24 protein-coding genes and 1 tRNA gene are annotated in these 26,841 nt (G+C 53.0%); 10 read left to right on the top strand and 15 right to left on the bottom strand.

Features of this window, described 5'->3' with window-relative positions; all coding sequences use genetic code 11:
- Positions 1-10 precede the first annotated feature (10 nt).
- From AOY23_RS08960 to hemW, 4 genes are read left to right on the top strand one after another with little or no spacing between them, the layout of a single operon-like run.
- Positions 11-574 (top strand): YggT family protein, encoded by a 564-nt coding sequence (locus AOY23_RS08960; RefSeq protein WP_054178814.1) that lies wholly within the window; start codon positions 11-13, stop codon positions 572-574.
- Complete coding sequence (gene yggU / locus AOY23_RS08955) at positions 571-861, top strand: DUF167 family protein YggU (protein WP_054178815.1); 291 nt, start codon at positions 571-573, stop codon at positions 859-861. The genes AOY23_RS08960 and yggU overlap by 4 nt, the downstream gene beginning before the upstream one ends.
- Positions 862-869: 8 nt before the next feature.
- On the top strand, positions 870-1,463 hold the full coding sequence (locus tag AOY23_RS08950; protein ID WP_054178816.1) for an XTP/dITP diphosphatase: 594 nt from the start codon (positions 870-872) through the stop codon (positions 1,461-1,463).
- Positions 1,456-2,598, top strand: coding sequence for a radical SAM family heme chaperone HemW (hemW, locus tag AOY23_RS08945; protein WP_054178817.1), 1,143 nt, complete (start codon positions 1,456-1,458; stop codon positions 2,596-2,598). The genes AOY23_RS08950 and hemW overlap by 8 nt, the downstream gene beginning before the upstream one ends.
- 14 nt (positions 2,599-2,612) lie before the next feature.
- Here hemW and AOY23_RS08940 read toward each other — a convergent pair whose 3' ends face one another.
- From AOY23_RS08940 to trmB, 4 genes are all read right to left on the bottom strand, one after another.
- The gene (locus tag AOY23_RS08940) at positions 2,613-3,617 is read right to left on the bottom strand and encodes a DUF1202 family protein (RefSeq protein ID WP_054178818.1); all 1,005 of its coding nucleotides are present in this window, start codon (positions 3,615-3,617) and stop codon (positions 2,613-2,615) included.
- Between the two features lie 121 nt (positions 3,618-3,738).
- Positions 3,739-4,458: a YggN family protein gene (locus AOY23_RS08935; RefSeq protein ID WP_054178819.1), complete on the bottom strand. Its 720-nt coding sequence runs from the start codon at positions 4,456-4,458 to the stop codon at positions 3,739-3,741.
- 51 nt (positions 4,459-4,509) lie between these two features.
- Positions 4,510-4,836, bottom strand: coding sequence for a YggL family protein (locus tag AOY23_RS08930; protein WP_038158200.1), 327 nt, complete (start codon positions 4,834-4,836; stop codon positions 4,510-4,512).
- Complete coding sequence (gene trmB / locus AOY23_RS08925; protein ID WP_054178820.1) at positions 4,836-5,555, bottom strand: tRNA (guanosine(46)-N7)-methyltransferase TrmB; 720 nt, start codon at positions 5,553-5,555, stop codon at positions 4,836-4,838. Before trmB ends, AOY23_RS08930 begins: the two co-directional genes overlap by 1 nt.
- A 138-nt stretch (positions 5,556-5,693) precedes the next feature.
- Between trmB and mutY the strand changes: the two genes are divergently transcribed.
- Genes mutY through mltC form a run of 3 tightly spaced genes read left to right on the top strand, consistent with a single transcriptional unit; the run spans position 5,694 to position 8,179 of the window.
- On the top strand, positions 5,694-6,752 hold the full coding sequence (mutY, locus tag AOY23_RS08920; RefSeq protein WP_054178821.1) for an A/G-specific adenine glycosylase: 1,059 nt from the start codon (positions 5,694-5,696) through the stop codon (positions 6,750-6,752).
- A 28-nt stretch (positions 6,753-6,780) separates the two neighbouring features.
- The gene (locus tag AOY23_RS08915; RefSeq protein ID WP_038158211.1) at positions 6,781-7,053 is read left to right on the top strand and encodes an oxidative damage protection protein; all 273 of its coding nucleotides are present in this window, start codon (positions 6,781-6,783) and stop codon (positions 7,051-7,053) included.
- A 46-nt stretch (positions 7,054-7,099) separates the two neighbouring features.
- Positions 7,100-8,179 (top strand): membrane-bound lytic murein transglycosylase MltC, encoded by a 1,080-nt coding sequence (mltC, locus tag AOY23_RS08910; protein WP_152958487.1) that lies wholly within the window; start codon positions 7,100-7,102, stop codon positions 8,177-8,179.
- Positions 8,180-8,225: 46 nt separating this feature from the next.
- Here mltC and AOY23_RS08905 read toward each other — a convergent pair whose 3' ends face one another.
- On the bottom strand, positions 8,226-10,373 hold the full coding sequence (locus AOY23_RS08905) for an ornithine decarboxylase (RefSeq protein ID WP_054178823.1): 2,148 nt from the start codon (positions 10,371-10,373) through the stop codon (positions 8,226-8,228).
- A 329-nt stretch (positions 10,374-10,702) separates the two neighbouring features.
- On the opposite strand from AOY23_RS08905, the gene AOY23_RS08900 reads away from it, so the two are divergent.
- From AOY23_RS08900 to AOY23_RS08890, 3 genes are all read left to right on the top strand, one after another.
- Positions 10,703-11,416 carry a DUF554 domain-containing protein gene (locus AOY23_RS08900; RefSeq protein WP_054178824.1) on the top strand — a complete coding sequence of 238 codons (714 nt, stop codon included), beginning with the start codon at positions 10,703-10,705 and terminating at the stop codon, positions 11,414-11,416.
- Positions 11,417-11,521: 105 nt separating this feature from the next.
- Positions 11,522-11,597, top strand: a tRNA-Phe gene (locus AOY23_RS08895).
- A gap of 219 nt (positions 11,598-11,816) precedes the next feature.
- Positions 11,817-12,563 (top strand): lipoprotein YafT, encoded by a 747-nt coding sequence (locus tag AOY23_RS08890; protein WP_054178825.1) that lies wholly within the window; start codon positions 11,817-11,819, stop codon positions 12,561-12,563.
- Here the strand turns inward: AOY23_RS08890 and AOY23_RS08885 are convergent, their stop codons facing one another.
- The 10 genes from AOY23_RS08885 to tagH form a co-directional block, all read right to left on the bottom strand.
- Positions 12,564-13,886 (bottom strand): VasL domain-containing protein, encoded by a 1,323-nt coding sequence (locus AOY23_RS08885; RefSeq protein WP_054179080.1) that lies wholly within the window; start codon positions 13,884-13,886, stop codon positions 12,564-12,566. It lies immediately after the preceding gene.
- 147 nt (positions 13,887-14,033) lie between these two features.
- Positions 14,034-14,513 carry an Hcp family type VI secretion system effector gene (locus AOY23_RS21685; RefSeq protein WP_072170961.1) on the bottom strand — a complete coding sequence of 160 codons (480 nt, stop codon included), beginning with the start codon at positions 14,511-14,513 and terminating at the stop codon, positions 14,034-14,036.
- A 79-nt stretch (positions 14,514-14,592) separates the two neighbouring features.
- Positions 14,593-18,123 carry a type VI secretion system membrane subunit TssM gene (tssM, locus tag AOY23_RS08880; protein WP_054178826.1) on the bottom strand — a complete coding sequence of 1,177 codons (3,531 nt, stop codon included), beginning with the start codon at positions 18,121-18,123 and terminating at the stop codon, positions 14,593-14,595.
- 12 nt (positions 18,124-18,135) lie between these two features.
- Positions 18,136-19,518 (bottom strand): type VI secretion system protein TssA, encoded by a 1,383-nt coding sequence (gene tssA / locus AOY23_RS08875; RefSeq protein WP_054178827.1) that lies wholly within the window; start codon positions 19,516-19,518, stop codon positions 18,136-18,138.
- Positions 19,519-19,529: 11 nt separating this feature from the next.
- Positions 19,530-20,219, bottom strand: coding sequence for a type VI secretion system-associated protein VasI (vasI, locus tag AOY23_RS08870; RefSeq protein ID WP_081005616.1), 690 nt, complete (start codon positions 20,217-20,219; stop codon positions 19,530-19,532).
- Positions 20,216-22,852, bottom strand: coding sequence for a type VI secretion system ATPase TssH (gene tssH / locus AOY23_RS08865; protein WP_054178828.1), 2,637 nt, complete (start codon positions 22,850-22,852; stop codon positions 20,216-20,218). Before tssH ends, vasI begins: the two co-directional genes overlap by 4 nt.
- A gap of 9 nt (positions 22,853-22,861) precedes the next feature.
- Entirely contained in the window at positions 22,862-23,590 is a 729-nt protein-coding gene (gene icmH / locus AOY23_RS08860; protein WP_054179082.1) for a type IVB secretion system protein IcmH/DotU, read from the bottom strand.
- Positions 23,591-23,684: 94 nt separating this feature from the next.
- The gene (tssK, locus tag AOY23_RS08855) at positions 23,685-25,028 is read right to left on the bottom strand and encodes a type VI secretion system baseplate subunit TssK (RefSeq protein WP_054178829.1); all 1,344 of its coding nucleotides are present in this window, start codon (positions 25,026-25,028) and stop codon (positions 23,685-23,687) included.
- Positions 25,029-25,030: 2 nt separating this feature from the next.
- Positions 25,031-25,555, bottom strand: a complete 525-nt coding sequence (gene tssJ / locus AOY23_RS08850) for a type VI secretion system lipoprotein TssJ (protein ID WP_054178830.1) — start codon at positions 25,553-25,555, stop codon at positions 25,031-25,033.
- Positions 25,552-26,829 carry a type VI secretion system-associated FHA domain protein TagH gene (gene tagH, locus AOY23_RS08845; protein ID WP_407830008.1) on the bottom strand — a complete coding sequence of 426 codons (1,278 nt, stop codon included), beginning with the start codon at positions 26,827-26,829 and terminating at the stop codon, positions 25,552-25,554. The genes tssJ and tagH overlap by 4 nt, the downstream gene beginning before the upstream one ends.
- Positions 26,830-26,841 lie beyond the last annotated feature (12 nt).

Below are 26,841 nucleotides of genomic sequence, written 5' to 3'. Positions count from 1 at the left end.
GAGGAACGCCATGATTACCTTGTCCACTTTGTTAGCTCTGGTTCTCCAGATTTACACGATGGTGCTGTTGCTTCGTATCTGGATGCAGTGGGCACGGTGTGATTTTTACAATCCCTTTTCCCAGTTCATCGTGAAGGTCACCCAACCTGTCGTCGGGCCATTGCGCCGCATTCTGCCGTCGATGGGGCCGATTGACAGCGCCTCGTTGCTGATTGCGCTGATCCTCTGCGCCATTAAAGGTTATTTCTGTCCGTACGTTTCCGTTGGCGGTGCCGCCATTGCGATTGCCGCGCTGCTGGTGCTGGTCAAAACGCTGGGCTCGCTGATCTTCTGGGTGCTGCTGGCGATGGCAATCATGAGCTGGGTCAGCCAGGGGCGCAGCCCGGTGGAATATGTGCTGATGCAACTGGCCGATCCGCTGCTGCGACCTATCCGCAACTTCCTGCCGTCCATGGGTGGCATCGATTTTTCACCGATGATCCTCGTGCTGCTGATGTATGTCATCAATATGGGCGCTGGCGAACTGCTGACCAACATTTCCATGCCGCTGGCGATCATCTGGAGTTGGGCTTGAGTGCAGTCACCCCCTGCAGCGACGGGCTGGTGCTTCGGCTGTACATTCAGCCGAAAGCCAGCCGGGACAGCATTGTGGGCGTGCATGGCGACGAGTTAAAAGTCGCCATCACCGCCCCGCCTGTCGACGGTCAGGCTAACGCGCATCTGGTAAAATTCCTCGCCAAACAGTTTCGGGTAGCAAAAAGCCAGGTCATTATTGAAAAAGGCGAACTTGGCCGTCATAAGCACGTTAAAATTATCGATCCGCAAAACATCCCGACTGACGTCGCGGCGCTGATAAATTAGGATATCCCATGCAAAAAGTTGTCCTCGCCACCGGTAACGCCGGTAAAGTGCGTGAACTGGCTACGCTGCTTAGCGATTTTGGCCTCAATATTGTCGCTCAGACGGAGCTCGGCGTAGACTCGGCGGAAGAGACGGGTCTGACGTTTATCGAAAATGCGATTCTGAAAGCGCGTCATGCGGCACAGATTACCGGCCTGCCCGCGATTGCCGATGATTCTGGTCTGGCGGTTGATGCGCTTGGCGGCGCACCAGGCATTTACTCCGCTCGTTACGCAGGCGTGGACGCGACCGACCGTGAGAATCTGGAAAAACTGCTGGCAACACTGAAGGATGTCCCGGATGGGCAGCGTCAGGCGCAGTTTCACTGTGTGCTGGTCTACCTGCGCCATGCTGAGGATCCCACTCCGCTGGTATGCCACGGACGCTGGCCGGGCGTGATCACCCGTGAGCCTGCCGGTCAGGGCGGTTTTGGCTACGATCCCATCTTCTTTGTGCCGTCAGAAGGCAAAACTGCCGCTGAACTGACTCACGAAGAAAAAATTGCCATTTCCCACCGTGGTCAGGCACTGAAAACGTTACTGGAAACATTACGCAATGGCTGATTTACCGCCGCTGAGTCTTTACATTCACATTCCGTGGTGCGTGCAGAAATGCCCGTACTGCGACTTTAACTCGCACGCGCTCAAGGGCGAGGTGCCGCACGACGACTACGTTCAGCATCTGTTACGTGATCTGGATACAGATGTCGCCCTGGCGCAGGGCCGCGAAGTAAAGACGATTTTCATCGGTGGCGGTACGCCGAGCCTGCTTTCCGGTGAAGCGATGCAGACCCTGCTTGATGGCGTTCGCGCGCGCCTGAATCTTGCTGCGGATGCGGAAATCACCATGGAAGCAAACCCCGGCACGGTTGAGGCAGATCGTTTTACCGATTACCAGCGTGCCGGAGTCAACCGTATTTCCATCGGCGTGCAGAGCTTTAGCGAGGCAAAATTGCAGCGTCTGGGGCGTATTCACGGGCCGAAAGAGGCAAAGCGTGCTGCACGGCTGGCGAGTGGCCTCGGGCTGCGCAGTTTTAACCTCGATCTGATGCACGGCTTGCCGGATCAAACGCTCGACGAGGCGCTGGATGATTTGCGCCAGGCCATCGAACTGGATCCGCCGCACCTCTCCTGGTATCAGCTCACCATTGAGCCGAACACATTGTTTGGTTCGCGCCCGCCGGTACTGCCTGACGACGATGCGTTGTGGGACATCTTCGAGCAGGGTCATCAGTTGCTGACGGCGGCCGGGTATCAGCAATACGAAACCTCGGCCTATGCGAAACCGGGCTACCAGTGTCAGCACAACCTCAACTACTGGCGCTTCGGCGACTATCTGGGGATTGGCTGCGGTGCGCACGGCAAAGTGACCTTCCCGGATGGGCGTATTCTGCGCACGGCCAAAACCCGCCACCCGCGTGGCTATATGGAAGGCCGTTATCTTGAGCGCCAGCACGACGTGGCAACGGAAGACAAACCGTTCGAATTCTTCATGAACCGTTTCCGTCTGCTGGAGCCCGCTCCCCGCGCCGAATTCGCACGCTACACCGGTTTAACGGAGGCGTCGATTCGCCCGCAACTCGACGCGGCGCTGGCGCAGGGGTATATCACCGAGAACGCGCAATTCTGGAAAATCACCGAACACGGTAAGCTGTTCCTCAATTCGCTGCTGGAGCTGTTCCTCGCCGACGAGGCGTGAGAACAGCGCACCCGCTAGTGAATAACGCCGTTGCGGCGCAGATAAGCGATATCGCGGTCCCAGCGCTCTAAACGGCGCTGCATCTCGTCGCTACTGGTATTCAGTTTCATCAGCTCGGTGCGCAATTCGCCCTGTTTAAGCCGCAACGGCTGGAGCGTGTCATCCCGCGCCGCCATTTCGTCCTTGATCTTGTCGCTCATGATTTTGAACTGCACCGAATACTTGCGCTGCTGGTCGCTCAGCGCGAGATCCCGCGCTTTTCGCAACGGCGTCGCATCACAGTCTGGTTTTTTCTGGCAGGCTTCCAGCGCGGGTTCGTAGACGGTGGCGTTGTAGTGGTTTTCAAATTTCAGCGGATCGTTGTCTTTGCCAAACTGATACAACTCCTGCAGCAACGCGCTTTGCACGTCGCCCCGGCTCAGTGGTTTACCGTTTTTATCTTCTCCCCAGCTGGCATTGATTTGCTTTTCGAGCGTGGCGATCTCGTCCTCCAGCTCTTTTTGCCGGGTCAGCGACACCTGTTGTCTGGCTTTCAGCGATGCATAGTCGGCATTAATTTTCGCCAGCCGCGCATCGAAACCAAAGTCATTGACGATAAGGTACTTATCCTGATTATCCACGTCTTCCAGCGGATGACCGACGTTTTTCGCCGCCGCTTGCATGGAGAGGAAGGAGGTCGTCCAGCCGGATTCAGGTGTACCGGTCGCGGTCATCATGGCGGAAAACTTCACCGGCTTGCCTTTGGTCCAGGTTTTTTCCACCAGTTGATAATCTGCCGCCATCCCGACGATAGCGTACAAATCTTCCGTCGCCGACATATCGCCTTTTACCGAATACGTCGCCTGATTGCCCAGGGCATCGAGGCGTTCGAGGTTGATGGCGTCAAGATGAAAGAGACCGTTGTACTGTTCACTGAACTGCTGGCTCATCACCGGATAAGTGGGGGCATTACTGTTTGCAAACGCCGTCAGCGAGGCAAAGAAGAGTAATGAAGCGGTAACGATTCCCTGTATTCTCATGAAAATATCCTTGTGGGGTATGAATGACGCCACACAGGATAAAAGAGATGCCCCTTCGCGAAGGATAAATGAATTCCGAATTACCGGCTTTCTGTCCGAAAACGGAAAGCCGGATAATTGACTACTTCAGCGTTCCTACCAGCGCCTTACGGCTGTCTTCCAGGGAGACCACGCGCCCGCAGACGTCTTTACCGAACTTCTGGAAATCATCTTCCTGCGTTTTCCATTCGTTCTGGATCGCGGTTTGCAGCCCGCCGAGACTACCTAAAACGCCCTGCAGCGGGTTACCGCCACCTTTGAGCACCGCTTTTGCCCCGACTTCATTGATGCTGTCCTGCAGGATGCCGCCCATCGCCTGATTCACCAGTTGCTGGCCGTCGGCGCGCACCTGATCGATGGCTTTATAGTGGAACGTCAGGCCATCGCTACGATGCTCAATGATGCGGTTCATCTGTTCTTTCAACTGGGCGTCCAGTTTGGTCAGGCGGCCACGCATGCTGCTGCTTTCACCGACCTGCTCAGAGATGATTTTATCCAGCGCCACGCGGCTTTTTTCGACGCGGGAGCGGGCGCCTTCGTCGATCCACGGCAGCGCACTGCGTAAATCGGTCTGATAATCTTTGGCCTGCTCACGTTGAGCCGCAGAGAGGTTGTACTGTTTTCCGTTGTACATCACGTTGCCGTCGGGCGTGATGACCAGGTTGCCGTTCTCCCCTTTCACCTGGACGGTTTGCGGGCTCAAAATCACATCGTCACGTGGGGTGACGCTGCACTGATAGTCGGCCTGAGCGGCGAACGCCGTCAGCGTTAGCGCCGCAGCCAGCAGCGTATTGCGCATCATAATCTTCCCTCAAGACAAAACGGGCCGGCATTTGCCGGCCCTTTCGTTAACTTAGTCCCACCAGACGTCGAAAAGTTCGCTGATGCGTACATCTTCGAATTTGCGGTCTTCCAGCCATTTGCGGACGATGGCCTGATGCTCTTCGGTGCATTTACCGATTTCCTGCATGCAGATAAGCCCTTCCCAGGCCAGGTAGCCGCTACCGTCAAACGCCAGTTTGTTCGGCTCAATCACGTCGTTGATGAAGTCATCGACGGTTTTATCGATCACGTCTTCGCTGGTGCCTTCCGGAAAACGCCACGCAATCGAAAAGCCTAATTCCTGGAATTCGTCGATATGCATTTTCTTACGCAGACGACGGCTACGGTTCTTTGCCATTATTTCACCCTCTCGAACATTAAGTCCCATACGCCGTGACCAAGACGATGGCCACGTTGTTCAAATTTGGTCACCGGACGTGATTCCGGGCGCGGTACATAGTCATTGCTTGCTGACAGGTTTTTGTAGCCATCAAGCGAGGACATCACTTCCAGCATATGCTCCGCATAAGGCTGCCAGTCGGTCGCCATATGGAATACCCCGCCGAGCTTCAGCTTACTTTTGACCAGTTCAGCAAACGGCCCCTGAACGATACGGCGTTTATTATGACGTGCTTTGTGCCACGGGTCAGGGAAAAAGAGCTGTACCATGTTCAGAGAATTGTCAGGAATCATTTTATGCAGCACTTCCACCGCGTCGTGACACATCACACGCAGGTTCTCAACGCCTTCTTCATGGGCGGAGCTGAGACAGGCGCCCACGCCCGGCGAATGCACTTCAATGCCGAGAAAATTCTGTTCCGGCTTCGCTTTCGCCATCGCGACCAGCGACGCGCCCATGCCAAAACCGATCTCCAGCGTGACCGGCGCGCAGCGACCAAACAGGGTATCGAAATCGACCGGCTGTTCGCTAAATTCGACGCCCATCACCGGCCAGTAGTTATCCAGCGCATGCTGTTGCCCTTTCGTCAGGCGCCCCTGGCGGCGGACGAAGCTACGAATACGGCGCAGCGGGCGACCGTTTTCATCAAATTCCGGTGAGATGACGTCGTTATTCATAAAAATTATGTCTGCTTGTGAGAATGTTCGGGAAACGGGCATTATCCAAAGTTAGGGAGAGTATGCAAGCATGGGAAAGATCCTGTTTACACCGCCGGAGCGCTGTGCTGGAATTTGCCTCCCTGATAATGCGAATCGATAACCATGCAAGCCTCTCAATTTTCAGCCCAGGTGCTGGACTGGTACGACAAATACGGGCGTAAAACCCTGCCCTGGCAAATTGAAAAAACGCCTTACAAAGTCTGGCTGTCTGAGGTCATGCTGCAACAAACGCAGGTGACAACGGTTATCCCTTACTTTGAGCGCTTTATGGCGCGATTCCCGACCGTTACCGATCTGGCCAATGCGCCGTTAGATGAAGTGCTGCACCTGTGGACCGGGCTCGGCTACTACGCCCGCGCGCGCAATCTGCATAAAGCCGCGCAGCAGGTCGCCACGCTGCATAACGGTAAATTTCCGGAAACATTTGAAGAGGTTGCCGCGCTGCCGGGCGTCGGGCGTTCAACGGCGGGCGCTATTCTGTCGCTCTCGCTCGGCAAACACTTTCCGATCCTCGACGGCAACGTAAAACGCGTGCTGGCGCGCTGCTACGCCGTCAGTGGCTGGCCGGGGAAGAAAGGGGTGGAAAATCGCCTGTGGGAAATCAGCGAGCAGGTCACACCCGCCAGCGGCGTTGAGCGCTTTAACCAGGCGATGATGGATCTCGGTGCGATGGTCTGCACCCGCTCAAAACCAAAGTGCGAGCTGTGTCCGGTAAATACGATTTGCGTCGCGCATGCCAACAACAGCTGGGCGCAGTATCCGGGTAAAAAGCCGAAACAGACGTTGCCGGAACGCACCGGTTATTTCCTGATCATGCAGCACGACAACGAGGTGTTTCTCCAGCAGCGCCCGCCGGTTGGGTTATGGGGCGGCCTGTTCTGTTTCCCGCAGTTTGAGAGCGAAACCGCGCTTCGCGAGTGGCTGGCGCAGCGGCGCATAAAATCAGATAATCTTACGCAACGTAATGCGTTCCGCCATACATTCAGTCACTTCCATCTGGATATTGTGCCGATGTGGCTTGACGTGCACTCCATCGCCGCGTGCATGGATGAAGGCAGCGCTCTCTGGTATAACTTAGCCCTGCCGCCGTCCGTCGGGCTGGCGGCACCCGTGGAGCGCCTGTTACAGCAGTTACGCGCCGGGGCACTGGTGTAGTCCCCTGGCCGAAAGAAGAGGATTTATCATGAGCAGAACCATTTTTTGTACTTTCCTGCAGCGTGACGCTGAAGGTCAGGACTTTCAGCTTTATCCGGGCGAGATCGGCAAACGGATCTACAACGAGATCTCCAAAGAAGCCTGGGCTCAGTGGCAGCATAAGCAGACCATGCTCATCAACGAGAAAAAGCTCAACATGATGAACCCGGAGCACCGCAAGCTGCTTGAACAGGAGATGGTCAACTTCCTGTTTGAGGGCAAAGAGGTGCATATCGAAGGCTATACGCCACCGGAAAAATAAGAAGCCCCGCGGGGCTTTAAACCCAACAACACGCACTCCCGGAATGATGAAAAAACTTTTAGCGCTAGCCCTGATTGCGCCGTTGCTTGTGTCGTGTTCCGGCTCGAAGAAAGGCGATTCTTATAACGAAGCCTGGGTCAAGGACACCAACGGATTTGACATTCTGATGGGGCAGTTTGCCCATAACATTGAAAATATCTGGGGATACAACGAAGTTCTGGTGGCAGGCCCCAAGGACTACGTGAAGTATACCGACCAGTATCAGACCCGCAGCCACATCAACTTTGATGCGGGTACCATCACTGTCGAAACCATTGCCGGTACCGAACCTGCCGCGCGCCTGCGTCAGACGATCATCAAAACCTTGCTGATGGGCGACGATCCGGGATCGATCGACCTCTATTCCGATACCGACGATATCCAGATTTCGAAAGAGCCGTTCCTGTACGGACAGGTCGTGGATAACAATGGCGAGGCGATCCGCTGGGAGTGGCGCGCCGCGCGCTTTGCTGACTGGCTGCTGCAAAACCGCATGAAGAGCCGCAGCAATGGCCTGCATGTGATCTACAGCATCACCATTAACCTTGTGCCAAACCACCTGGATAAGCGTGCGCATAAATATATCGGCATGGTGCGTCAGTCGGCGCGTAAATACGGCATTGATGAGTCGCTGATTCTGGCGATTATGCAGACTGAATCCTCCTTTAACCCCTATGCGGTCAGTCGTTCTGATGCACTGGGCCTGATGCAGGTAGTTCAGCACAGTGCGGGGAAAGATGTGTTCCGTGCGCAGGGGAAATCAGGCACGCCGAGCCGCAGCTATCTGTTTGATCCGGCAAGCAACATTGATACCGGCACTGCGTATCTGGCGATGCTGAATAACGTCTATCTTTCCGGAATCGACAACCCGACGTCGCGCCGCTATGCGGTGATCACCGCCTATAATGGCGGCGCAGGCAGCGTGCTGCGTGTCTTCTCTGACGATAAAATTCGTGCCGCGAGCATTATTAACAGCATGGCGCCGGGTGATGTCTACCAGACGCTGACGACCCGCCACCCGTCGGCGGAATCCCGTCGCTACCTGTACAAAGTGAATACCGCGCAGAAAGGTTATCGCCGGAAATAGCGGTTAACACGATGTCCCCTCTCCGCGCCGGAGAGGGGAATACATATCAGGCGTCAGCCGCTTTCAGTACGTAACCATACAGCCGCTTGATGCCATCAGCGTCTTTTTCGCTATAGACGCCCTGCAGTTCCGGTGAGAAGCCTGGCAGCAGGTTGACACCCTCTTCCAGCGCCAGAAAATAACGCAACACCGCCCCGCCCCAGATTTCACCGGGAACCACGCAAAGTACACCTGGCGGATACGGCAACGCGCCTTCGGCGGCAATTCGCCCTTCTGCTTCGCTCAGACGCACCAGCTCAACATTGCCGCGAATGAACTCGCGGTTGGCGTCCTGCGGGTTCATCACCACCGCTGGCAAACTGGCTTTGCGGAACATCGCTTTTTGCAGATCCTTCACGGCAAAGCTGACGTAGAGATCGTGCATCTCCTGACACAGCTGGCGAAGAGTGTAATCGCGATAACGCACCGGATATTTGTGATAGATGGTCGGCAGCACCACTGACAATGGTGTGTCGTCTTCGATGTGTTGCTCAAACTGTGCCAGCATGGCGACCAGTTGCGCCAGCTTTTCCGGGCTTTCGGCAGGCGTCAGCAGGAAGAGGATCGAGTTCAGATCGCACTTTTCCGGCACAATGCCGTTTTCACGCAGGTAATTGGCAAGAATGGTCGCCGGGATGCCAAACCCGGTATATTCGCCGGTTTCCGCGTCAATGCCGGGCGTCGTCAGTAGTAACTTGCAGGGATCAACAAAATACTGATCCTGGGCGTAACCTTCAAAACCATGCCAGCGCTCACCGGGGCCGAAACTGAAGAAACGACGCTCCCGGGCGATGGTTTCCGTGGGGTGATCCTGCCATGGCCGACCGGCGACGACTGGCGGTATAAACGGTTTGATCATCTTGCAGTTAGCGACGATCGCCTTGCGTGCTTCGATCCCCATCTCGACACATTCCGCCCACAACCGACGCCCGCTCTCCCCTTCATGGATCTTCGCGTTGACATCCAGCGCGGCAAACAACGGGTAAAACGGACTGGTTGAGGCGTGCAACATGTAAGCATTATTCAACCGCTTATAAGGACAGAACCGCGCCTGACCGCGGATATGGTTATCTTTTTTGTGGATCTGCGAGGTTTGCGAGAATCCCGCCTGCTGTTTATGCACCGATTGCGTAACGAAAATCCCTGGATCATTTTCGTTAAGATCCAGCAACAGCGGCGAACAGTCAGCCATCATCGGGATGAATTGCTCGTAACCCACCCATGCAGAGTCAAACAGAATGTAGTCGCAGAGATGACCAATTTTGTCGACCACCTGGCGGGCGTTATAAACGGTGCCATCGTACGTACCGAGCTGGATCACCGCCAGGCGGAATGGCCGGGCTTCACCGGCTTTCTCTGGCGCGACCTCGTTAATGAGTTCACGCAGATACGCATCATCAAAACAGTGCTCATCAATGCCGCCAATAAAACCGAACGGATTGCGCGCCGCTTCGAGATAGACAGGCGTCGCACCGGCCTGGATCAGCGCGCCATGGTGATTCGATTTGTGGTTGTTGCGGTCGAACAACACCAGATCGCCGCGTGTCAGCAGCGCGTTAGTGACCACTTTGTTGGCCGCCGAAGTGCCGTTCAGCACGAACCAGGTCTTGTCGGCATTAAAGACTTTCGCTGCGTATTTCTGCGCGTGCTTTGCCGCACCTTCGTGGATCAGCAAATCGCCGAGTTTGACGTCGGCATTGCACATATCGGCGCGAAAGATGTTCTCGCCGAAGAAATCATAAAACTGACGCCCGGCGGGATGTTTTTTGAAAAACGCGCCATGCTGATGCCCCGGACAGGCAAAGGTACTGTTACCCATTTCAACGTACTGTTTCAGGGTGTCGAAAAACGGCGGCAGCAGGTTTTCTTCATAGCTGACAGCCGCAGCTTCCAGCTCCAGCCACTGCTGATCTCTTCCCTGTAACACGCCACTGACGCCCGCGGGCACAACCGTCCCTTCCTCACTCAGCAAAAATACCGGCAGTTGAAAGCCGCTGCGTTTGAGTAACGCCAGAATACCGCTGCGGCTGTCCGCCTCGCTAACCACGACGGCTGCCACATCGGTGAAATCGGTATTGTCCAGTGCCACCACCTCCCGGTGCGTGGAGAGTCGGGAGACCAGCGTATGGCTGGCAGCTATTTTCATTGATTTCATAAGCAAATAGACCCGGTTCGGGGGAATGAAAAAGGATTAATTAACGGTGGTACTTCGTTAGCTTCACCGCATGGTGATCATAGAAAGCGGTGCGGAAGTATGGGATAACCTACGCTGGCGCGCGCATGGGTGCTGGCAAATTCGTAATGAAGTGGTCATCACTGTCGGCCCCATCTCAGGAAAGGAGGAAATTCGCGCAATCATGGCACCTTTCCTGTGTGCGTGCAAGATGCATTGATTATGCAAATCCGCTGTGAATGGTTCCCCATTCTCCGGGATATTCATTCAATAATCATGCAGTTATTGCGAGTAATTAGCAGGAGTTACTTTTGGTTATTGGTCCTTTTATTAATGCGGGTGCCGTCCTTCTGGGCGGCGTGCTGGGCGCTGTACTGAGTCAGCGCCTGCCGGAACGTATTCGCGTTTCCATGACGTCTATTTTTGGCCTTGCATCGCTGGGCATTGGTATTCTGCTGGTCGTTAAATGTGCAAATTTACCCGTGATGGTGCTCGCAACGCTGGTGGGCGCGCTGATTGGCGAGTTTTGCTATCTCGAAAAAGGCATCAACACCGCTGTGGGCAAAATGCAGCAGCTGATGATGAAATCTGGCGGGAAACGCAGCGGCACTCATGAAACGTTTATCCAGAGTTATGTCGCCATCATTATTCTCTTCTGCGCCAGCGGTACCGGGATTTTCGGCGCCATGCGCGAAGGAATGACCGGCGACCCCAGCATTCTGATTGCGAAGTCATTTCTTGATTTCTTCACTGCCACGATCTTCGCCTGTACGTTGGGTATCGCTGTCGCAGCGATCAGTGTACCGATGCTGGCGATTCAGCTGTCGCTGGCGGTTTGCGCATCAATGATCCTGCCGATGACCACGCCAATGATGATGGCGGATTTCACCTCCGTGGGTGGCCTGCTCCTGGTGGCGACCGGCTTGCGCATCTGCGGAATCAAGATGTTCGCGGTGGTAAATATGCTGCCTGCGCTGGTGCTGGCAATGCCGCTTTCCGCCGCCTGGACGGCCTTTTTTGCCTGAGCCTCCGTGCAAACCGGCGAAAGTGGTGATAGATTGTGCAGTCTGCAATGAAAATCGCAAATTTCATTGACGAAGCGGAGCGAATCAGGTTTAATGCGCCCCGTTGCCCGGATAGCTCAGTCGGTAGAGCAGGGGATTGAAAATCCCCGTGTCCTTGGTTCGATTCCGAGTCCGGGCACCACTTCTTTAAAGAACCCGCCTCTGGCGGGTTTTTGCTTTTAAATCTCAGAGTGTTTTTCCTGACTCAACATTATTATTCAATAAATCCATTCCATTTATATTTAATCAAATAACATCACTCCAATAAATATAAAAGTTATGTTCCCGACAGAATATCAGCGGTATATAATTGCGCAAAACATGCGTCAAATTACAAAATACTATTGAAGGATCATAAAGTATGCATTCTCGATTAACGCTCTTCTTATGTGCAGTCGCCTTTCTCTCAGGCTGTTCATATTCCCCTATTGATGCAAAAAAAACGGGAGCGCCCCGCACGGAAAATCGCATCAGCAAGGCTGCCACCGTGCAACTAACAGACAGAGACGTTTTCGGAAGTGAAGCCACCCTGGCCGTTTCGGAAGAAGATATTCAGGACGCGCTGGATGGAGAAAAATTCCATATTCCGATGAATGCTTCCGTCATACTGGTGCAATCGGGCAGTCGCGCGCCAGAAATGATGATGCAGCAGGAAATGAGTAAATATTATTTAATTTCGACCTTCTCAGGCATCCCGGATCTGCAGAAATCACTCTCCTGTAATAAAAACGCAGATACAGCTGAAAGTGAAAATATGAATTATATGCAGGCCTTACGTTATATTGCGGCAAAAGGTCGGCAAAAAGCGGTAATTGTTTACTGGGATGAACTTCAGACGGGGAAATACGATACCGTCAGCAAAAACACTGTATGGGCAGGCTACAAAAATGAAAAACTCACAGACACTACCCTGCTCCGCTATCTGGTACGCTTCGCGCTGGTGGATGTCGCAACGGGTGAATGGGCGAGCTGGTCGCCCGTCAATTATGAATATAGTGTACTGTCGCCGACCGGAGCCACGCCAGAGTTACAGGAACAACAAATCGCCCAGTTGAAACAAAAAACGTATGCGGCTGTTGTAAAGGATCTTGTCAGCCGCTACGAATAACTATTCTGCTGCCGCTGTTGGCTCGTTTGTGAGTAGCCACCAGCGGCTTATTACACCATCCAGTCGTTCGTTAATTTGCTTTTCCAGTAGATCTGTATTTTCACCATGAGAACGACGTTCTTCGTATTGCGTCAGCAGATACTCCAGAGGGGCCTCCTGATTCAGCATCCTCTCGGCCTGATAGATCACGGTTTTAATATGCGAGAGCGTGAGACCTTCTTTATTCTGCTCCCGTTGCAGCAACAATTCGGCGAATGCCCGCAAATCGGTCCGCGTTTGCTGCCAGCCATGTAGCGACGGGCTACCTGTCGCTCGAGTTTTCAGCGCCTCATTCCACGTGTTAGTGGCTTGTTGTTGCTGCAGGCTTTCCGGCCAATGACTATCAGCCACACGTGTCATTTGCTTGCCTGTATCCAGTTGCTGTAAAGGGGAAGCATTGAGCTGTTTTCTGAGTAGTGCGTCATAGTCAGAAAGCGTCGGCGACGCCAGCCAGATGGCTGTCATTCCTGATATGGTATCCCGCACCCGACTGTTCTGTTGCTGTATGGGATAGACCCACCACCACCAGAGAGCAGTAGCGACGGCCACGGAACAGATCACCCCGGCCAAAAAACCTTTCAGGAGGCCGACAGGATGTGTCTCAGAAGTGGCCTCCATCACGCCGCGATGCACAGTAACTTTCATTTCCGGAAGTTCTGGCAAAGAAATCACCGAATCAGTTTCTACGCTTTCCGGCTTGTAGATCAACGTGCGTACAGTCGGCATTTCCGTTTTATCTGTCACGGTCGCTTTCGGCTGTGGCTCGTAGCGTTTTCGTGTGTTCTGAATAAAGTAAAGCAGATTTTCCACGCGCGGGACGCGCTTTAGTTCCACTTGCTGAAGCTTATCGCAAATCACCTGCAGTGCCCGTTCTACACGATACATCAGGGGAAGATCAGCGTCGGAAAAGGACAGTTGTTGGCGCAGGATATTACCGGTGCGGGTGTTAAACCAGTCGAGCATTTCTGTTCGCGCCGCGCCGCCTTGTGGCCAGAACTTCTCCCATTCATGGCTTATCATCGCCGCCATCAGTTCTACACCTTCACAAAACCCTGCCAGACCCTGCGTACGGGTCCGTGCCAGCGTGTACCAGGCAGCCGTATGTAAATCCACTCCATTAGATTTAAATATGCTCAGCGCCAGGGATTCGACAAGTTTCCAGTTCATTTCCGGTTGCGCGGGATGACTGGCTTTGTTGATCTCCTCGCGAATAGCACTAAATTCCGGCAAATCGCGAGGATCACGACCAGTACTAATTGTCTGAGTATCGGCAGATATATTCATTTTTTCTTTACTCAACAGACTATTGAAGGATTGAAAGCGTTTATTTTCTGAAGTGATACCCAAATTGTTCATACATTACTGACGACTTTACAAAATGGAGCCGGTCTTAATACCCCTTCATTTCAGTATTTCTTTTGGATACAGCATTTAGAATATACGTTCACTCCACAGGCTATAAGCACTTGTACCCGCAATACAATGCTCCCAGCTAATGGATTCATAAGTTAGATCTATTGATTCTTCCGGCTGCCCCTCACTGTCATGGATAGTATGAGGATTGTGTAGTTGAATACTGGAGATTCTGGCATTTGTTAATTTAAGCTTATAATAACATTCATTCAGGCCGGTCCGATTTGTTCGATAAAAACTAAAATCGCAGCTTAATACCTCGTTTTCATTAATTGCCTTCCCCAGTAATGGGGATGATTTGTCAACCGGTTTAACCAGTCTCAACGTTTGATGATTCACATTTTGCTGGCGAGTTAATCCATGGGTAAGTGCCAGTACCATGATTTGATCACGATGACTAAGTTGCGCTTTATTACCAATTGAATCCACAGAGGAGCAACCTGCAGAAATTAACCCCTGCATTTGACCATTAAGTGTCAGATAAATAATATTCGCCATGACAATTCCTCATTATCACAAATAATTAATATAAAATAAGAACCGCACCGGATTGCTCTTCCGGCGCAGATTTTTTTGTTCAGTACAACGTATCCGGGAGATGGAACTGGCTGAATAACCCTCCGGTAAATGGATTGTCTTCTGTATCCGTATGTACACGGTAAACCATGTAGCCGCCATCGATATTAAAGCGAACCGTAAATGTTCCCTCCTGTACGCCCGTTAACTGCCCCGCGCCAAGCAATCTGAACTGTGCCCATGGGCCGCTAAAAGCGATGCTGCGGGGTGAGTTGCTATTACCGGCACTTATCAGTGTCAACTTACTCTCGTTTCCTTCACGCATATTATTCGGCCAGACCAGATGCGCGGTATAATTACGCCCTTGCGCATAATCCACCAGTTGACCATCAAGGTTAAGTACGCTGCGTCGCTTGTTACCCGACAACGACACCGTTTCAACTGCGAATTGCGCGCCTAATCCATTCTGGCGACTAAAGAAAATGTCACGAATTTTCTGCGCTGCATCTAGCTGGCTGAGGATATCTTCACGAATAATCACGTTATCGTCGTCATCCCGGCTCAGATCGTTTTCAATAAACAGCTTCAGGTTCTGCTGATAAAACGTATCCAGAACACCATCCGGCTTAAAGAACCGTTCAAACGCATCAAGCGAGGCATCTTCTTTGGCTTGTGGATTAAAAGGATACTTATCAGCCAGTTGGGTATTAAAGGTTTCGACTACATTGTCACGCCAGTCCAGTTCCATATAATGAACGGCTTCCACCATCACAACGTGCCAGGCTTGATCTGCCAGTTTACCAACCCATCGGTTTAGCGGAGCGGGCAGGTTTTTAGCCAGTTGCCGGGTTGCAAAAATCGGATCGCTGCTGTTTTGATCCAACCGCAACTGCACGGCTTTTAACGCTGATTTCCCTGGTACCGGCGCATTTTGGATTGCCAGTAGATACCGGTGCAGTTCTGTCAGTTGCTGATAGACAGCCTGTAAAGTACTGGTTTTTTCCTTCTGCTCTGCCAACGTACTATTTTCTGCCGAAAACTCCTGCCCGAGGCGAGTCAGCAGGCGGTAATCCGGCTCTGCCAGTAATGCGTCTCTGGCTTTTTCATCGAGTTTCTCCGAAAGTCTGGTTGGTTGCGTATTGTCACGAAGCGTCACCAGTACCCGCTGGAAAGGCTGATCACCGCTAATGATTTGCTCCAGCGCGCCGGTCATCTCTGCGACAGACTCATAGTCACGGACATTCAGGTTATCCATACCGGCTCGCCAGGTGGCGGTGTAATCACTCAAATACTGTTCTGTCAGTTGCCGTTGGATCTCCTCTCTGTCTGCGTCGCTATAACTGACGCTGCGTGTCAGATTGAGCACCCATGAATCCATTGCCGTGAGTTCAATAAGCTCATCCCGCTGTTTCACAAAGTAATTTTGCAGACCGTAGCGGGTAAGAAATTGCGGGATGATAAGTTTTTCGTCATCCCCGGCGACAAAAATCCGATCGAACGCGGCGCCAGTCTGATCCCGAAGGTTAAGATCGGCGGGTAACACACCCTGAGCGCGGGTTTTCAGACTTTGATAAACCCGCTGATAGACCGGCAGCTTGCTCAGTTCTTTCTGAGCTGCAACAACCGGCTTCTCATAAGGCGCCCAGCGGCTGATCGCATCGCCATCCCCCACCAGTCGCTGTGCATGCCAGTCCGTACGATTAAGCGCATAGTCCAGATGCGACATAAGTTGCACCTGAACATCACGCTGCCCATGAAATTTTTCGCTCCAGCGCTTCGCCATGTACTGTTTCACCACGGCGTTATTACGCCCGCTTTTGTCCTCCAGCATGCGAATAACGCGCAATACGGCAAGCTTCTCTTCACTTTCTGGTGGAGCGTTATTCAGATCATTCATCAGACCATTCAGAACGGCGGGCATATAACGCTGCGCCAGCAGTTGCAGATACGTCTGTTCAACATAGGGACCAATGCGCGTTCCCTGATACAGCCCCATATCCGCTAACCGGTTATGATCACCCCAGTCACCATAAGCAAGCGTCGCATCGCGTAACGGATTTAACAGTGGAAGCTGCAGGTCGCCATTCTCGTCCTTGCCCTGTGGCGGCGGGATTGCCATAAAAGATTTTGCCTGCCTGAGCACAGTGACACCCGCGTCATAGTTACTGTTGTAGTAATGATGCCAGCCACCAATTAGCGACAGCATCACTACACCACCAGCGGCCGAGAACCAGGAGAGACGGCGGCGGGACTCAGCTAGCCAGACGCTGTTTTCACCCGCAAGATTAGGCTCTGCCAGCAATACCTGAGGAAACAGCATGCGTGTAAAATATGGCGAGCTTTCCACCAGCGGCCAGGCCGTAAGGGAACGGCTGCCAAGGCCATATTGCCGGGCAGCAGACTGCATAAAGATATCATCCACCTGTCCGCGCTGCGCCGAAGAAGTGAGATAAACACCACGCAGCATGACATCGTTACCTTCACCATCGAGTAAACCGTCAATGAGCGTTGTCAGCTGAGTGCCTGCCCCCTGCATTTGGCGTGAGAAACTGAACAGAGAACTGCGCGGTGCTGCACTACTCTGCGCAAGCATGCGATCCGCCAGAGCATGGTTCATTCGCTGCCCCCATTCCTGCCAGAATACATTCAGTTCTGTTCGCCACTCATCTTTTTCATGGGCATTCCGGGTAAACGTCACGCCAAGAACGGTATCGCGATCTTTTTTCTCCAGTGAATGAAATAGCGCGGAAAACCCCGACAGCAAATCCAGTTTTGTCAGCACGAGGTAGACGGGCAACCGACAATGAAGTTGTTGGCGAACCTCCTGGAAACGACTGCGAAGCAATTGTAAAAGCTGCTCACGCCGGGTTTTATTCGCCGTGAGCAAATCCGGGAGGTCGAGTGTCAGAATAACGCCGTTGAGCGGCTGACGTGCTCGTTTCTGCGACAACCAGCCCAGCCAGTGTTCCCGCAATCGACGGTGTAACAGATCATCATCTCCGCTCGCGATTAGCGCACCGTCAATATCAAAGATGACAGCCTGTTTGCCAACATGCGGCGTAACAGTCACTCGTTGTTCTACACCGCGTGAACTCTCCGGGGTATAGAGAATATCGGACGGGAACCCTTCCCTTACCAGCGTGGTTTTACCACTCTGCCGCGGGCCGATAACCATATACCACGGCAGTTGCCACAGATAATGTCGGCTATCAAGATGGCGTTGAAAACGCAGCAGCCAGCGATCCAGATAACGTTGTTGATAGTTAATCTCCTGGAACAGCGGATCCTGAATTTCCTGACGCTGTTCCTTCTGCTGCTTTTCTATCTGTTGCAGTCGCTTCATGACTCTTACCGTGAGCCACACCAGCACAATCAGCCCCCATACCGCTGTCGCAAGCCAGCGATTCGTCAGCGGCTTAAGCCATGACTCGCCATACAGCGTCCACGCTGGGCCCTTCCACCAAATCCATACCAGTAGAAAAATCCATGCCAGTGCCAATAACCAGGCGGCGGACACCGTCAGCCGGGGCATTGCGGGCCTGAGCAATGATTTCAACCCGGCAAAAATGCGGGGTGTCGGTATTCTGAACACAAAAGCTCCTTGTTATTCTTTTATCTGTTCTTCCAGATGCTGCAGCAGCGCAGGTTCCCACTCCGCCAGCGAAATGTGGCAAGCTGACTGGTGTAATGTGCCGTAATGCTGACGTGCCAGCTGTTTCAGTCCGGTGGCTTCAAGCATTTGAGCCCCAAGCCATTCACGATAAAACCGCGTACGTAGTTCCCCCTCGGGCTGCTGTTCAAGCAAATGCAAGGCTGCTTCCAGCCCCTGTTCTTCAAAACATTGCCAGACCAGACGGGTATCTTCGCTCGCTGAAAGATCGGCTGTTACTGGTGTTGAAACAGCCGTGTTTTCCAGCCATTGCCGGGTGGTATCGTTAATAAAAGAGGTGCGATCGCTGAATTTCAACAGGGTCAAACCCGGCAGGCGTTGCAGGAAGCGGCTCGCTTCATCACGGATTGCGTCTGCAATATCGGTATGTCCAAGTTGTTGTGCGATACGAGCAGAGAGATGGTGGCCGTCCAGCCAATACGGTGCCCGCAACAGGCTTTGTTCCACCTGCTGCCAGAGCGTGATATCGGCATTATTCAATCGATTCTGGTAGTCTGCGACCATGTCTGCAGAAACCGCTGCCAGCGGGGTGCGTCCATCAGCTTCAGACTGCGGTGTGCTGGAAATGGATTGCCATAGCGCATGGCGGCGCAAGCGATACCCCAGTGGTGACTCCGGATGACGTTCGCAAAGAATTTCTGCCACCTTCAGCAAGGTCTCGCGCCAGGCTTTATCATCGTGGCTATTAACACTCACAGTCGGAGCGGGTGCTATGGGAGCACCAGGCTGTGCTGCAACAGGAGTCGCAACTGCTGGACTTGTTACTGTCGCCGGTGCAGCATCCTGAAAAGCATGTCGATACAATATCGCCAGCTCATCAGTTGCTTGCGCCAGAGCTGACGCTTCATGCGCTTTCCAGAGTTGCGCCAGCCTGGCAAGCTCACCCAGTAATGCATCCCGCTGTGTTGCATTTGCAGCCGTAGTGAACCCGTCAATCCCCTTCTCAAAACGTTTCAGTATCTGATCGGCAAACCGCTTCTTCTGCGTAGCATTCTGCGGCCAGGCAGTCAGCCAGAAATGCTCGACATACAACGCCAGAAGCCGGACGGCCAGAAGATGGTCGCCAGTATGCTGTAGGGTGCGCAACAGATGTGCCAGAAGACGTACATCCTTACTTTCTGAAGCTAAAAGCTGGAGTCCACGGCGTTGAAGTTCAGGTAAATCAAGCTGATTATGCGCGAGTGACCCCAGCTTAACGATTTCACTCTCAATAAATTCCCAGTGAGGATTGTCGTCACTCAACGCGCAAGATTGTTTCTCTTCCGGCAGTGTTTCAAGGAGGTGTGAAATCCAGGTATCAGGATTACGTAAATCCATAGGTGCGCTCCTTATTCCCCGGTCCAGTGGCAGGTTTCCCGCAGCGGCTCAATCGCCTGCGCCAGCCCGTCTATCGTAAAAACCAGCTTACCGGCGGCACCTTCTGTCCCCAGATCCACGGTGAGTACCTTCGCGCCGAAAAGTTGTTTGATCTCATCAATTCCGGCTAAGCCACGACTGGATTCCAGGAGCATACCGTTTTCACGGATAAACCAGCGGCTGCGGAATTGCCGTCCATCGACATTCAGTACCACGGGAATATCGTTTTCTTTTCGTGCCTGCATCAGCGCTACCTGCATACGGGTAATGTTGTCGACGCAACTGAACATCAGCACAGGGCGAGGTGGCAGGTTACCAATGGCTGGCGTGGTGATCACCACAACAGGGCGCTCCCCTCCCGTTTGCTTAACCAGTAGCGTGGTGGTATCGCCAGTTCGTTGTTTCTCCTGTTCGACTGCTCGCTGCCATGTTTCGCCTGAGTAACGAGCTTTAACCAGTGCGCCATCGAACCCCTTCTCGTGTTCTGGAGTGAGAACATGGTCGTAACAATCAAGACGCTCCAGCGCAGCAGCTTCTCTCCGGCAGATGCTCATGGCTTGTAACAGCGCCAGCCCGTCAGATTCAACGGGTGGTGCATCCCCGGCAAACACCGGGGTCGTTATTAACAACATGCTGAGCAACCAGCGAATGGCATTACTCATAACGCGCCTTCACTCACCGGGTCTGGCATGTCAGCATCTTCAATCTGAGCCGTGAACGTACCGTCTTCTGCAGATACCCGAATTCGGGCAATTGCCGTATTGGCTGCCATTTTCTGTAATAGCAAAAGCGATAGCGGAGGTAACATTTCACCGTCGATGATCGACTCCAGCATACGGGCACCATTCTCGCCACGAGTGACACGCTGCATGATTTCATCTGTTACTGCCTGTGTTATTTCGACTTCGGCGCCAAAACGGGAGCGCAATACGCTATCCAGGCGATCCAGCTTCGCCGCGATGATGATGGCGAGCGTCTCCTTCGATAGTGGCAGCCAGGGGATTACCTCCATACGTGCCAACAGCGCAGGTTTAAAGAAATCAGCCAGAACCGGATACAACACCTCCTGCATGACCGCAGGATCCTCCGCATATTCAGCGATGACCTGATACCCGAGATTAGAGGTGAGGAAAAAAAGGATATTTTTACAGTCAATGAGACGGCCTTCACCATCCGCCATTTCGCCTTTGTCGAATGCCTGATAAAACAGATTGAGCACATCCGGATGCGCTTTTTCTACTTCATCAAGCAACACCACCGAATACGGTTTCTGCCGGATGGCCTCGGTCAGTACGCCCCCCTCACCGTAGCCCACATAGCCTGGCGGAGAACCAATCAGCCGCGAGACAGTATGCTTCTCCTGAAATTCCGACATGTTAATAGTGGTAAGGTACTGTCGACCACCATAGAGTAAATCCGCCAGTTGCAGCACAGTTTCGGTTTTTCCCACACCGCTTGGCCCTACCAGCAAAAATGCACCCAGCGGGCGACCTGGCCGACGTAAATCAGCCCGGGCAGTCAGCAGGTGTTTATGGAGATGGCTAATCGCCAGTGTCTGGCCTTTGATCGTTTCGCCCAGCCACTGGGGCAGGTCGGTAATCATCGACATTTCGTTTTGCGACAGGCGATTGAGCGGCACGCCAGTCCATTCAGCGATCACGGCGGCAATCTGCTTTTTGTCCACATGCGGCGAGACCAGGCGTTGTTCATTATGTAACGCATCAAGTTGCGCGGTGAGCGTTGTCAATTGCCCGGTGGTAACGGTACTGGACACGCTTTCTGTATCACTCAATAGCGTCTGGCGTAGTTCAATGATTTCCTGCACCAGCGACTGCTGCTGATGCCAGGCATCTTCCAGCGTCTGTAACGCTATTTGTGTCGATTCATACTGCTCGTGAATCTCTTTCAGGCGTGATGCATCGGTACGTAATCCGATACGCATCTCACGTTCAAGCTGACGAATTTCCGCTTCGAATTGATGGCATTCTGTAGTCAGTGCTGAAATTTGCTTCGGTGGTGAAGAGAGATTAATTGCGACACGGGCGCAGGCTGTATCCAGCACGTCAATCGCTTTGTCCGGTAACTGACGGCCGGAAAGATAACGTTCACTCAACGCTGCGGCGGCTTGCAAAGCATCATCATCGATTAGCACTCCGTGGGACTGTTCATAAACAGCCGAAAGACCGCGCAGAATGATGGTTGCCTCCGCTGCGTTCGGTTCACTCACCTTCACTAGCTGGAAACGGCGTGACAAAGCGGCATCTTTCTCGAAATACTTTTTGTATTCACTCCATGTCGTGGCAGCAATGGTTTTCAGTTCACCGCGAGCCAGCGCCGGTTTCAGCAGATTCGAAACATCCAGACCGCCCTGTTGATTACCCGCGCCAATCAGCGTATGTGCTTCATCGATAAATAAAATGATGGGTTTGGGTGACTGAACCACCTCTGCCATCAGTCCCTTAAAACGCTTTTCGAACTCGCCTTTCACCGATGCACCGGCCTGTAATGCGCCTAAGTCCAGGGTCATAATGTCAGTGTCACGCAGTTTATCCGGCACCCTCCCCGCGATAATACGCAAAGCAAGCCCTTCAATTAACGCACTTTTCCCTACGCCAGCCTCGCCGACTACCACAGGATTATTTTTACGGCGACGACAGAGAATATCGATCATCAGGTCGATTTCGTTATCACGGCACAAAACCGGATCAAGCCTGCCATGGCGGGCATCGGCAGTCATATTTTTCGCATAGCGGGCAAGCAGACTGTCATCACCATTCATATTCGCCGTGGTGGAATGCTCGCTCTCATTCAGCACAACAGATTCTGCCGATGTCTCTGTCCATTGGCTAAAATCCTGCTGCAGGCGATCACGGTTAATGGCTGTCAGAAGTCTTGCCGCCTGCACAGATACATAACGCTGCGGAGTGTGCAGAAGCGCCAACAGCAGGACGCCCCCTCGGAGATCCGTCATCTGCATTTCAGCTGAAGCCAGTAGCCACGCGTCTTTCAGCCATTCGACCAACAGAGGGGAAAACGCCGGGTAAGCGTCCACCTGACGGGTGGTGGCATAGTTTTCTACCGTCAGCGCCTGGCGCAACACATCTGTAGTGATATCCGCCTGCTCAGTAATGACACGAAGATCACTACGCGGAATAGCAAGCATCTGTAGTAACACATGGCTTACGGTGATTTCGCTTGCCTGCTGACTCATGCACTCTGAAGCTGCCATCTCCAGCGCCTGTTTCGTGAAGGTATTAAGGCGTTTAACCAGCGTCGGCAAATCAATTTGAATCATGGGGTGTCCTTACCTGGCGAGAAGCCGGTTTAACTGGTGGAGAATGTCCTGGGTTTGAGCATCAAGGCGCAATAAATAAAAGAAATAAATCAGCGCCAGCAGTGTGAGCCCGCCTGACAGGATGTGTTTGATCGTCAGACGTTTTATTAGCTGATAACGTCCGCCCTGCCTTTTTTGATCGAGATGCAATAGCGGAAATGGTGCCTCGCCGCGAAGCGGATACAGTACATGGTGCAAACGACGGTAAATCTGTTCAAATTCATCCTGACTATGTTGCGCGACTTTGTAGCGACCGCGAAAACCAATGGAAAAACAAAGAAACAGAAATTCCAGCAGATCCTGATAGCGTTTTGGTTCGCGCATCAGACGTTCGAGCAGGATGAAAACCTTTTCGCCTCCCCATGCCTCATTGTGGAAATGCACCAGTAACGACTGCTTTATCCATTCGTTTTTGTTCGACCAGCCATTACCCAATGCTGCCTCGTCGATAAATGTGCAAAGAATGTAGCGAAACGAGACGATGACACCGGGCTCATACCCCTGCTCCTGGAGAAGCTGCTCCACTGCCTGCACATCAGTCACGACCTGCGCAAAAAGATGTTCCGGCATAGCATGACTGTTCATGGTAGTCAGCCGCATCACCATGCCCAACAGCGGCGTAGCAGCATCAATCATTGGATTCAGACTATTGCCGCGAAGCGCCAGGCGATACTGGCGACGGACGCTCTCCTCTACCATTTCAGGTGAAAAAGCACCTGACAGTTCCGGTGAGTCTTCTGTTACCGGAACGCGGTTTCCGCCATGGGAAAAGACAAACTGCTCGCTCATGGTGTTAACCTCTGATCGCCCACAGTTGCATATCCAGATCCGGGAAGGTGCCAGAAATATGCATCGCCAGCGCTCCGGCCTTTACAACGTCCTGCCAGGTCGCAGCGCCTTTTTCGAGCTCGAAATAGACATAGCCATCGTGATACGGCAACTGGCGCGGGGCAGCAGGAAGCGGCCGCAGCGGAATTCCCGGTACCTGCACGCTGACCATATTGCGGATTTTGTCGGTCGCCGCGATCTTTGACTGCTGGGTAAATTGAAGGATTAGCTGGTTATGCTGCATCCGCGCACGTACAGCCAGAACAAACACCCCGGATTGCAGGAGTTCCGGATCGTTGACCGTCGCCAGGTAAACGCCTTCTGTGAAAATCAGCGGCAGGTTTTGCGCGCGTGGGCGCAGAACGATATTTAACGCCCGGCGCAGTTCCGGAATAACGGTTTTGAATGACTGAGTGAGATCACGATGATCATAAGGTTCAACAGTACAAGGGAGACGACTGGTTTCTGTAAAGGTCATCAATTCACCCAGCACACGGATTAAATCGAGGTAAAACGCTTGTGGATGCAGCACGTGCAGACAGGCCAGATGCGAAAAATGCATCTGATAGCGATTAAGCATCTGCAACATCATAAATTCTGCTACATCTGCAATACCGCTTTGCTCCGGGGAACCAATACGTTTTGCCAGATCAGCCGCACGGGTGGCAATGAGCCCCTGGACTTCGCCAACAAATCGCTCCAGTGCAGTGCTGACGCGAACAGTCTGGCAAGTTGGAATGAAACTTTCGTCCAGTGCCAACGCGCCGCCGGACAACCGGCTGCGAATACGGCACAACGGTAATACCGCCATCGCGCTGAGATCGTCTGCACCGCTGACAATTTTCGGTGCCAGTTGGCCGAGCGACAGCGGTTGCACGTCCCCTCCATCCGTGTGCAAATCACGGACGTCAGTCAGGGTAAGTTGGTAGCGTTCGGAGCTTTGCCCTGCACTGCGTAACCCTTTAATTTCATTAATGACGTCGCTAATGACTGGCAGTGCGAGATAAATATCATGGCTTTCCGGCGTTGCCAGATCATCAGGTTGAAAAGGCGCTGGTAGTAAATCCTGATCAGGAATACGGAACACGGTCCCGTCTGGCATGCAGCCCGATGCCCGGTTAATCATGATTTTACCCTGCGCGAGCAGCTCATCGTTGATCGACAATTCGGTAAATCCCCAGGCAAAATTCGCCAGCGCACCCAACCGCTCACTCAGGATGTAGTCACTATGGCGCTGCTGTTGCTGAAAATGCTGCGGCAGAGCAAACAGGCCTTCCTGCCAAATCACTCTGTTTTTCATTGTTGCCATGGTCAGTCGTCCTCTTTTTTTATCTCAATGCTGTTCTGCCGCACATGAACCAACAGACGGTAACGATGTCCCGTACCTTCTACCGATTCTGTCTGTTTCCATTCACTGGTCTGGTCGTCAGAAAAATAAGCCACGACACCGATAAACTGTGTTTTTGCGTCCAGTTTTACTGGCGGTTGGGTTTTGATGGTGTCCGGGAGCAGGGTAAAATCCTGATGTTCGATATAGTTTTTCCCGAGGACATCCGGCAGTGGCGTGGTGGCTATCTGGTCATAATCAGCAGACTGCAGTTTTGAGTCATCGCTCAGATAAACCAGTTGAACATCAATGGGGGCGGGGTCTCCGTCGCTATTGATATTGGTATCCTGCTCAGTGAGCAGGGTGACGGTGAGTTCCGAAGGTTGCTCCGCCAGCGCGCCCACCTGAATGTTTGGATCGCTAATAACCTGGCCAATTTTTTTCGCCGTTTCGCAGCCGGTTAACATGACCATCATCAGGATGCTGACCAGAAACATCTTCAACGTCATGCTTCCTGCTCCCGCTGTTTCTCACGCAATACCCGGTCATACACCTGGGCATACACTTCATTAAACAGCATGGCGAAACCCTGCTGACGATCGGACGCCAGCTCTTCGTAATAATGGCTGTACATCCGCCATGCACCTGCGTCATCCAGTTCGCGTCGCAATTCATGGCTACGACGATACTGTACAAACCGACGCATCAGGTTCTGCGGCGAGAAGGCATCAAGCATCACCCTCAATGCTTCGGCAATAGCGGCGCGGTTAGCTTCTTCATGATGGCGTACATTGCGCAGGCTCTCGCGAATAGCCGCAGGTGCTGCCAGATGCACCGGACTTTTACCCTCTGCAAACATCACTTCCAGCGCTGTGGAGTAATCAAGGTTCAGGCGTAATGGGTTATCCTCCAGCGGGCGCAGATGCTTATCCGACAGGCTGTTCTGGCTGTGCTGGAGATCGAGCAGCCCTTGAATGGCGGCCTGAAGCGCGCGTCCTGATTCCTCCAGAAAGGCATCTGCGTCCTGAGTATTTTGTACACTGAGCGAACTGCCTAAGCCACGCAGCAACGGTGTTACCGCAAGGTGTTTATGCGCCATGTCTGCCAGCGAGGTCTCGTCGTCCTGCGGATCGGCGTACACCGGTGGCAGATCCATAAATGGGTTGTCGATTCCCCCGTTCGCCTTTAGATCGGACAACGGCACCGTGCGCTGTTGTAGAGAGGCCGCAGAAAACTGTGTCAGGCTCTCGGTCTGAAGTACCTGAAGAGGGTCAGCCGAGAAACCATTGACCACGGTAGGCGTCAGTTGATGACGGTGCTGCATGCCAGGATATTCAGGTTGACCGTCTGTGGATATCAGCGCCTCTGCCAGGCTATCACGACGTATAACAATGCTTTCTGGTGTCGCCATCTGCTCGTCATAGCTGATGCGTTTTCCTTCATGCAGAAAGACTTTTAGCGCCAGCGCGCCAAGGCTGATCTCATCACCCTGGCACAAGCGTACCAACCCGGCGTCGGTGGTGACGGGGGCCAGATTGATCATTAATCCAGGCATCAGGCTACGTAAACAGAATGCACCGTCATGCTGAACAATCGTGCAGGCGCGACCCGTGATGGAGCCTGCACGATCCTGTACCGGCCAGTGACACTCCCCCGCGTGGCCAATATCTCCTCCGTCAGCGGAGAAAAGGCATTTCGCAGCACGACCACTTTCCAGTTCGTTGCCATTCATCACCTGTAACGTCAGTGATACATTGTTATGTTGTTGTTTTTCTTCAACCACGGACTGCTCCAT

Source organism: Trabulsiella odontotermitis (assembly GCF_001297775.1).
Classification (GTDB): Bacteria; Pseudomonadota; Gammaproteobacteria; order Enterobacterales; family Enterobacteriaceae; genus Trabulsiella; species Trabulsiella odontotermitis.
This window is presented reverse-complemented; position numbering and strand designations above follow the sequence as displayed.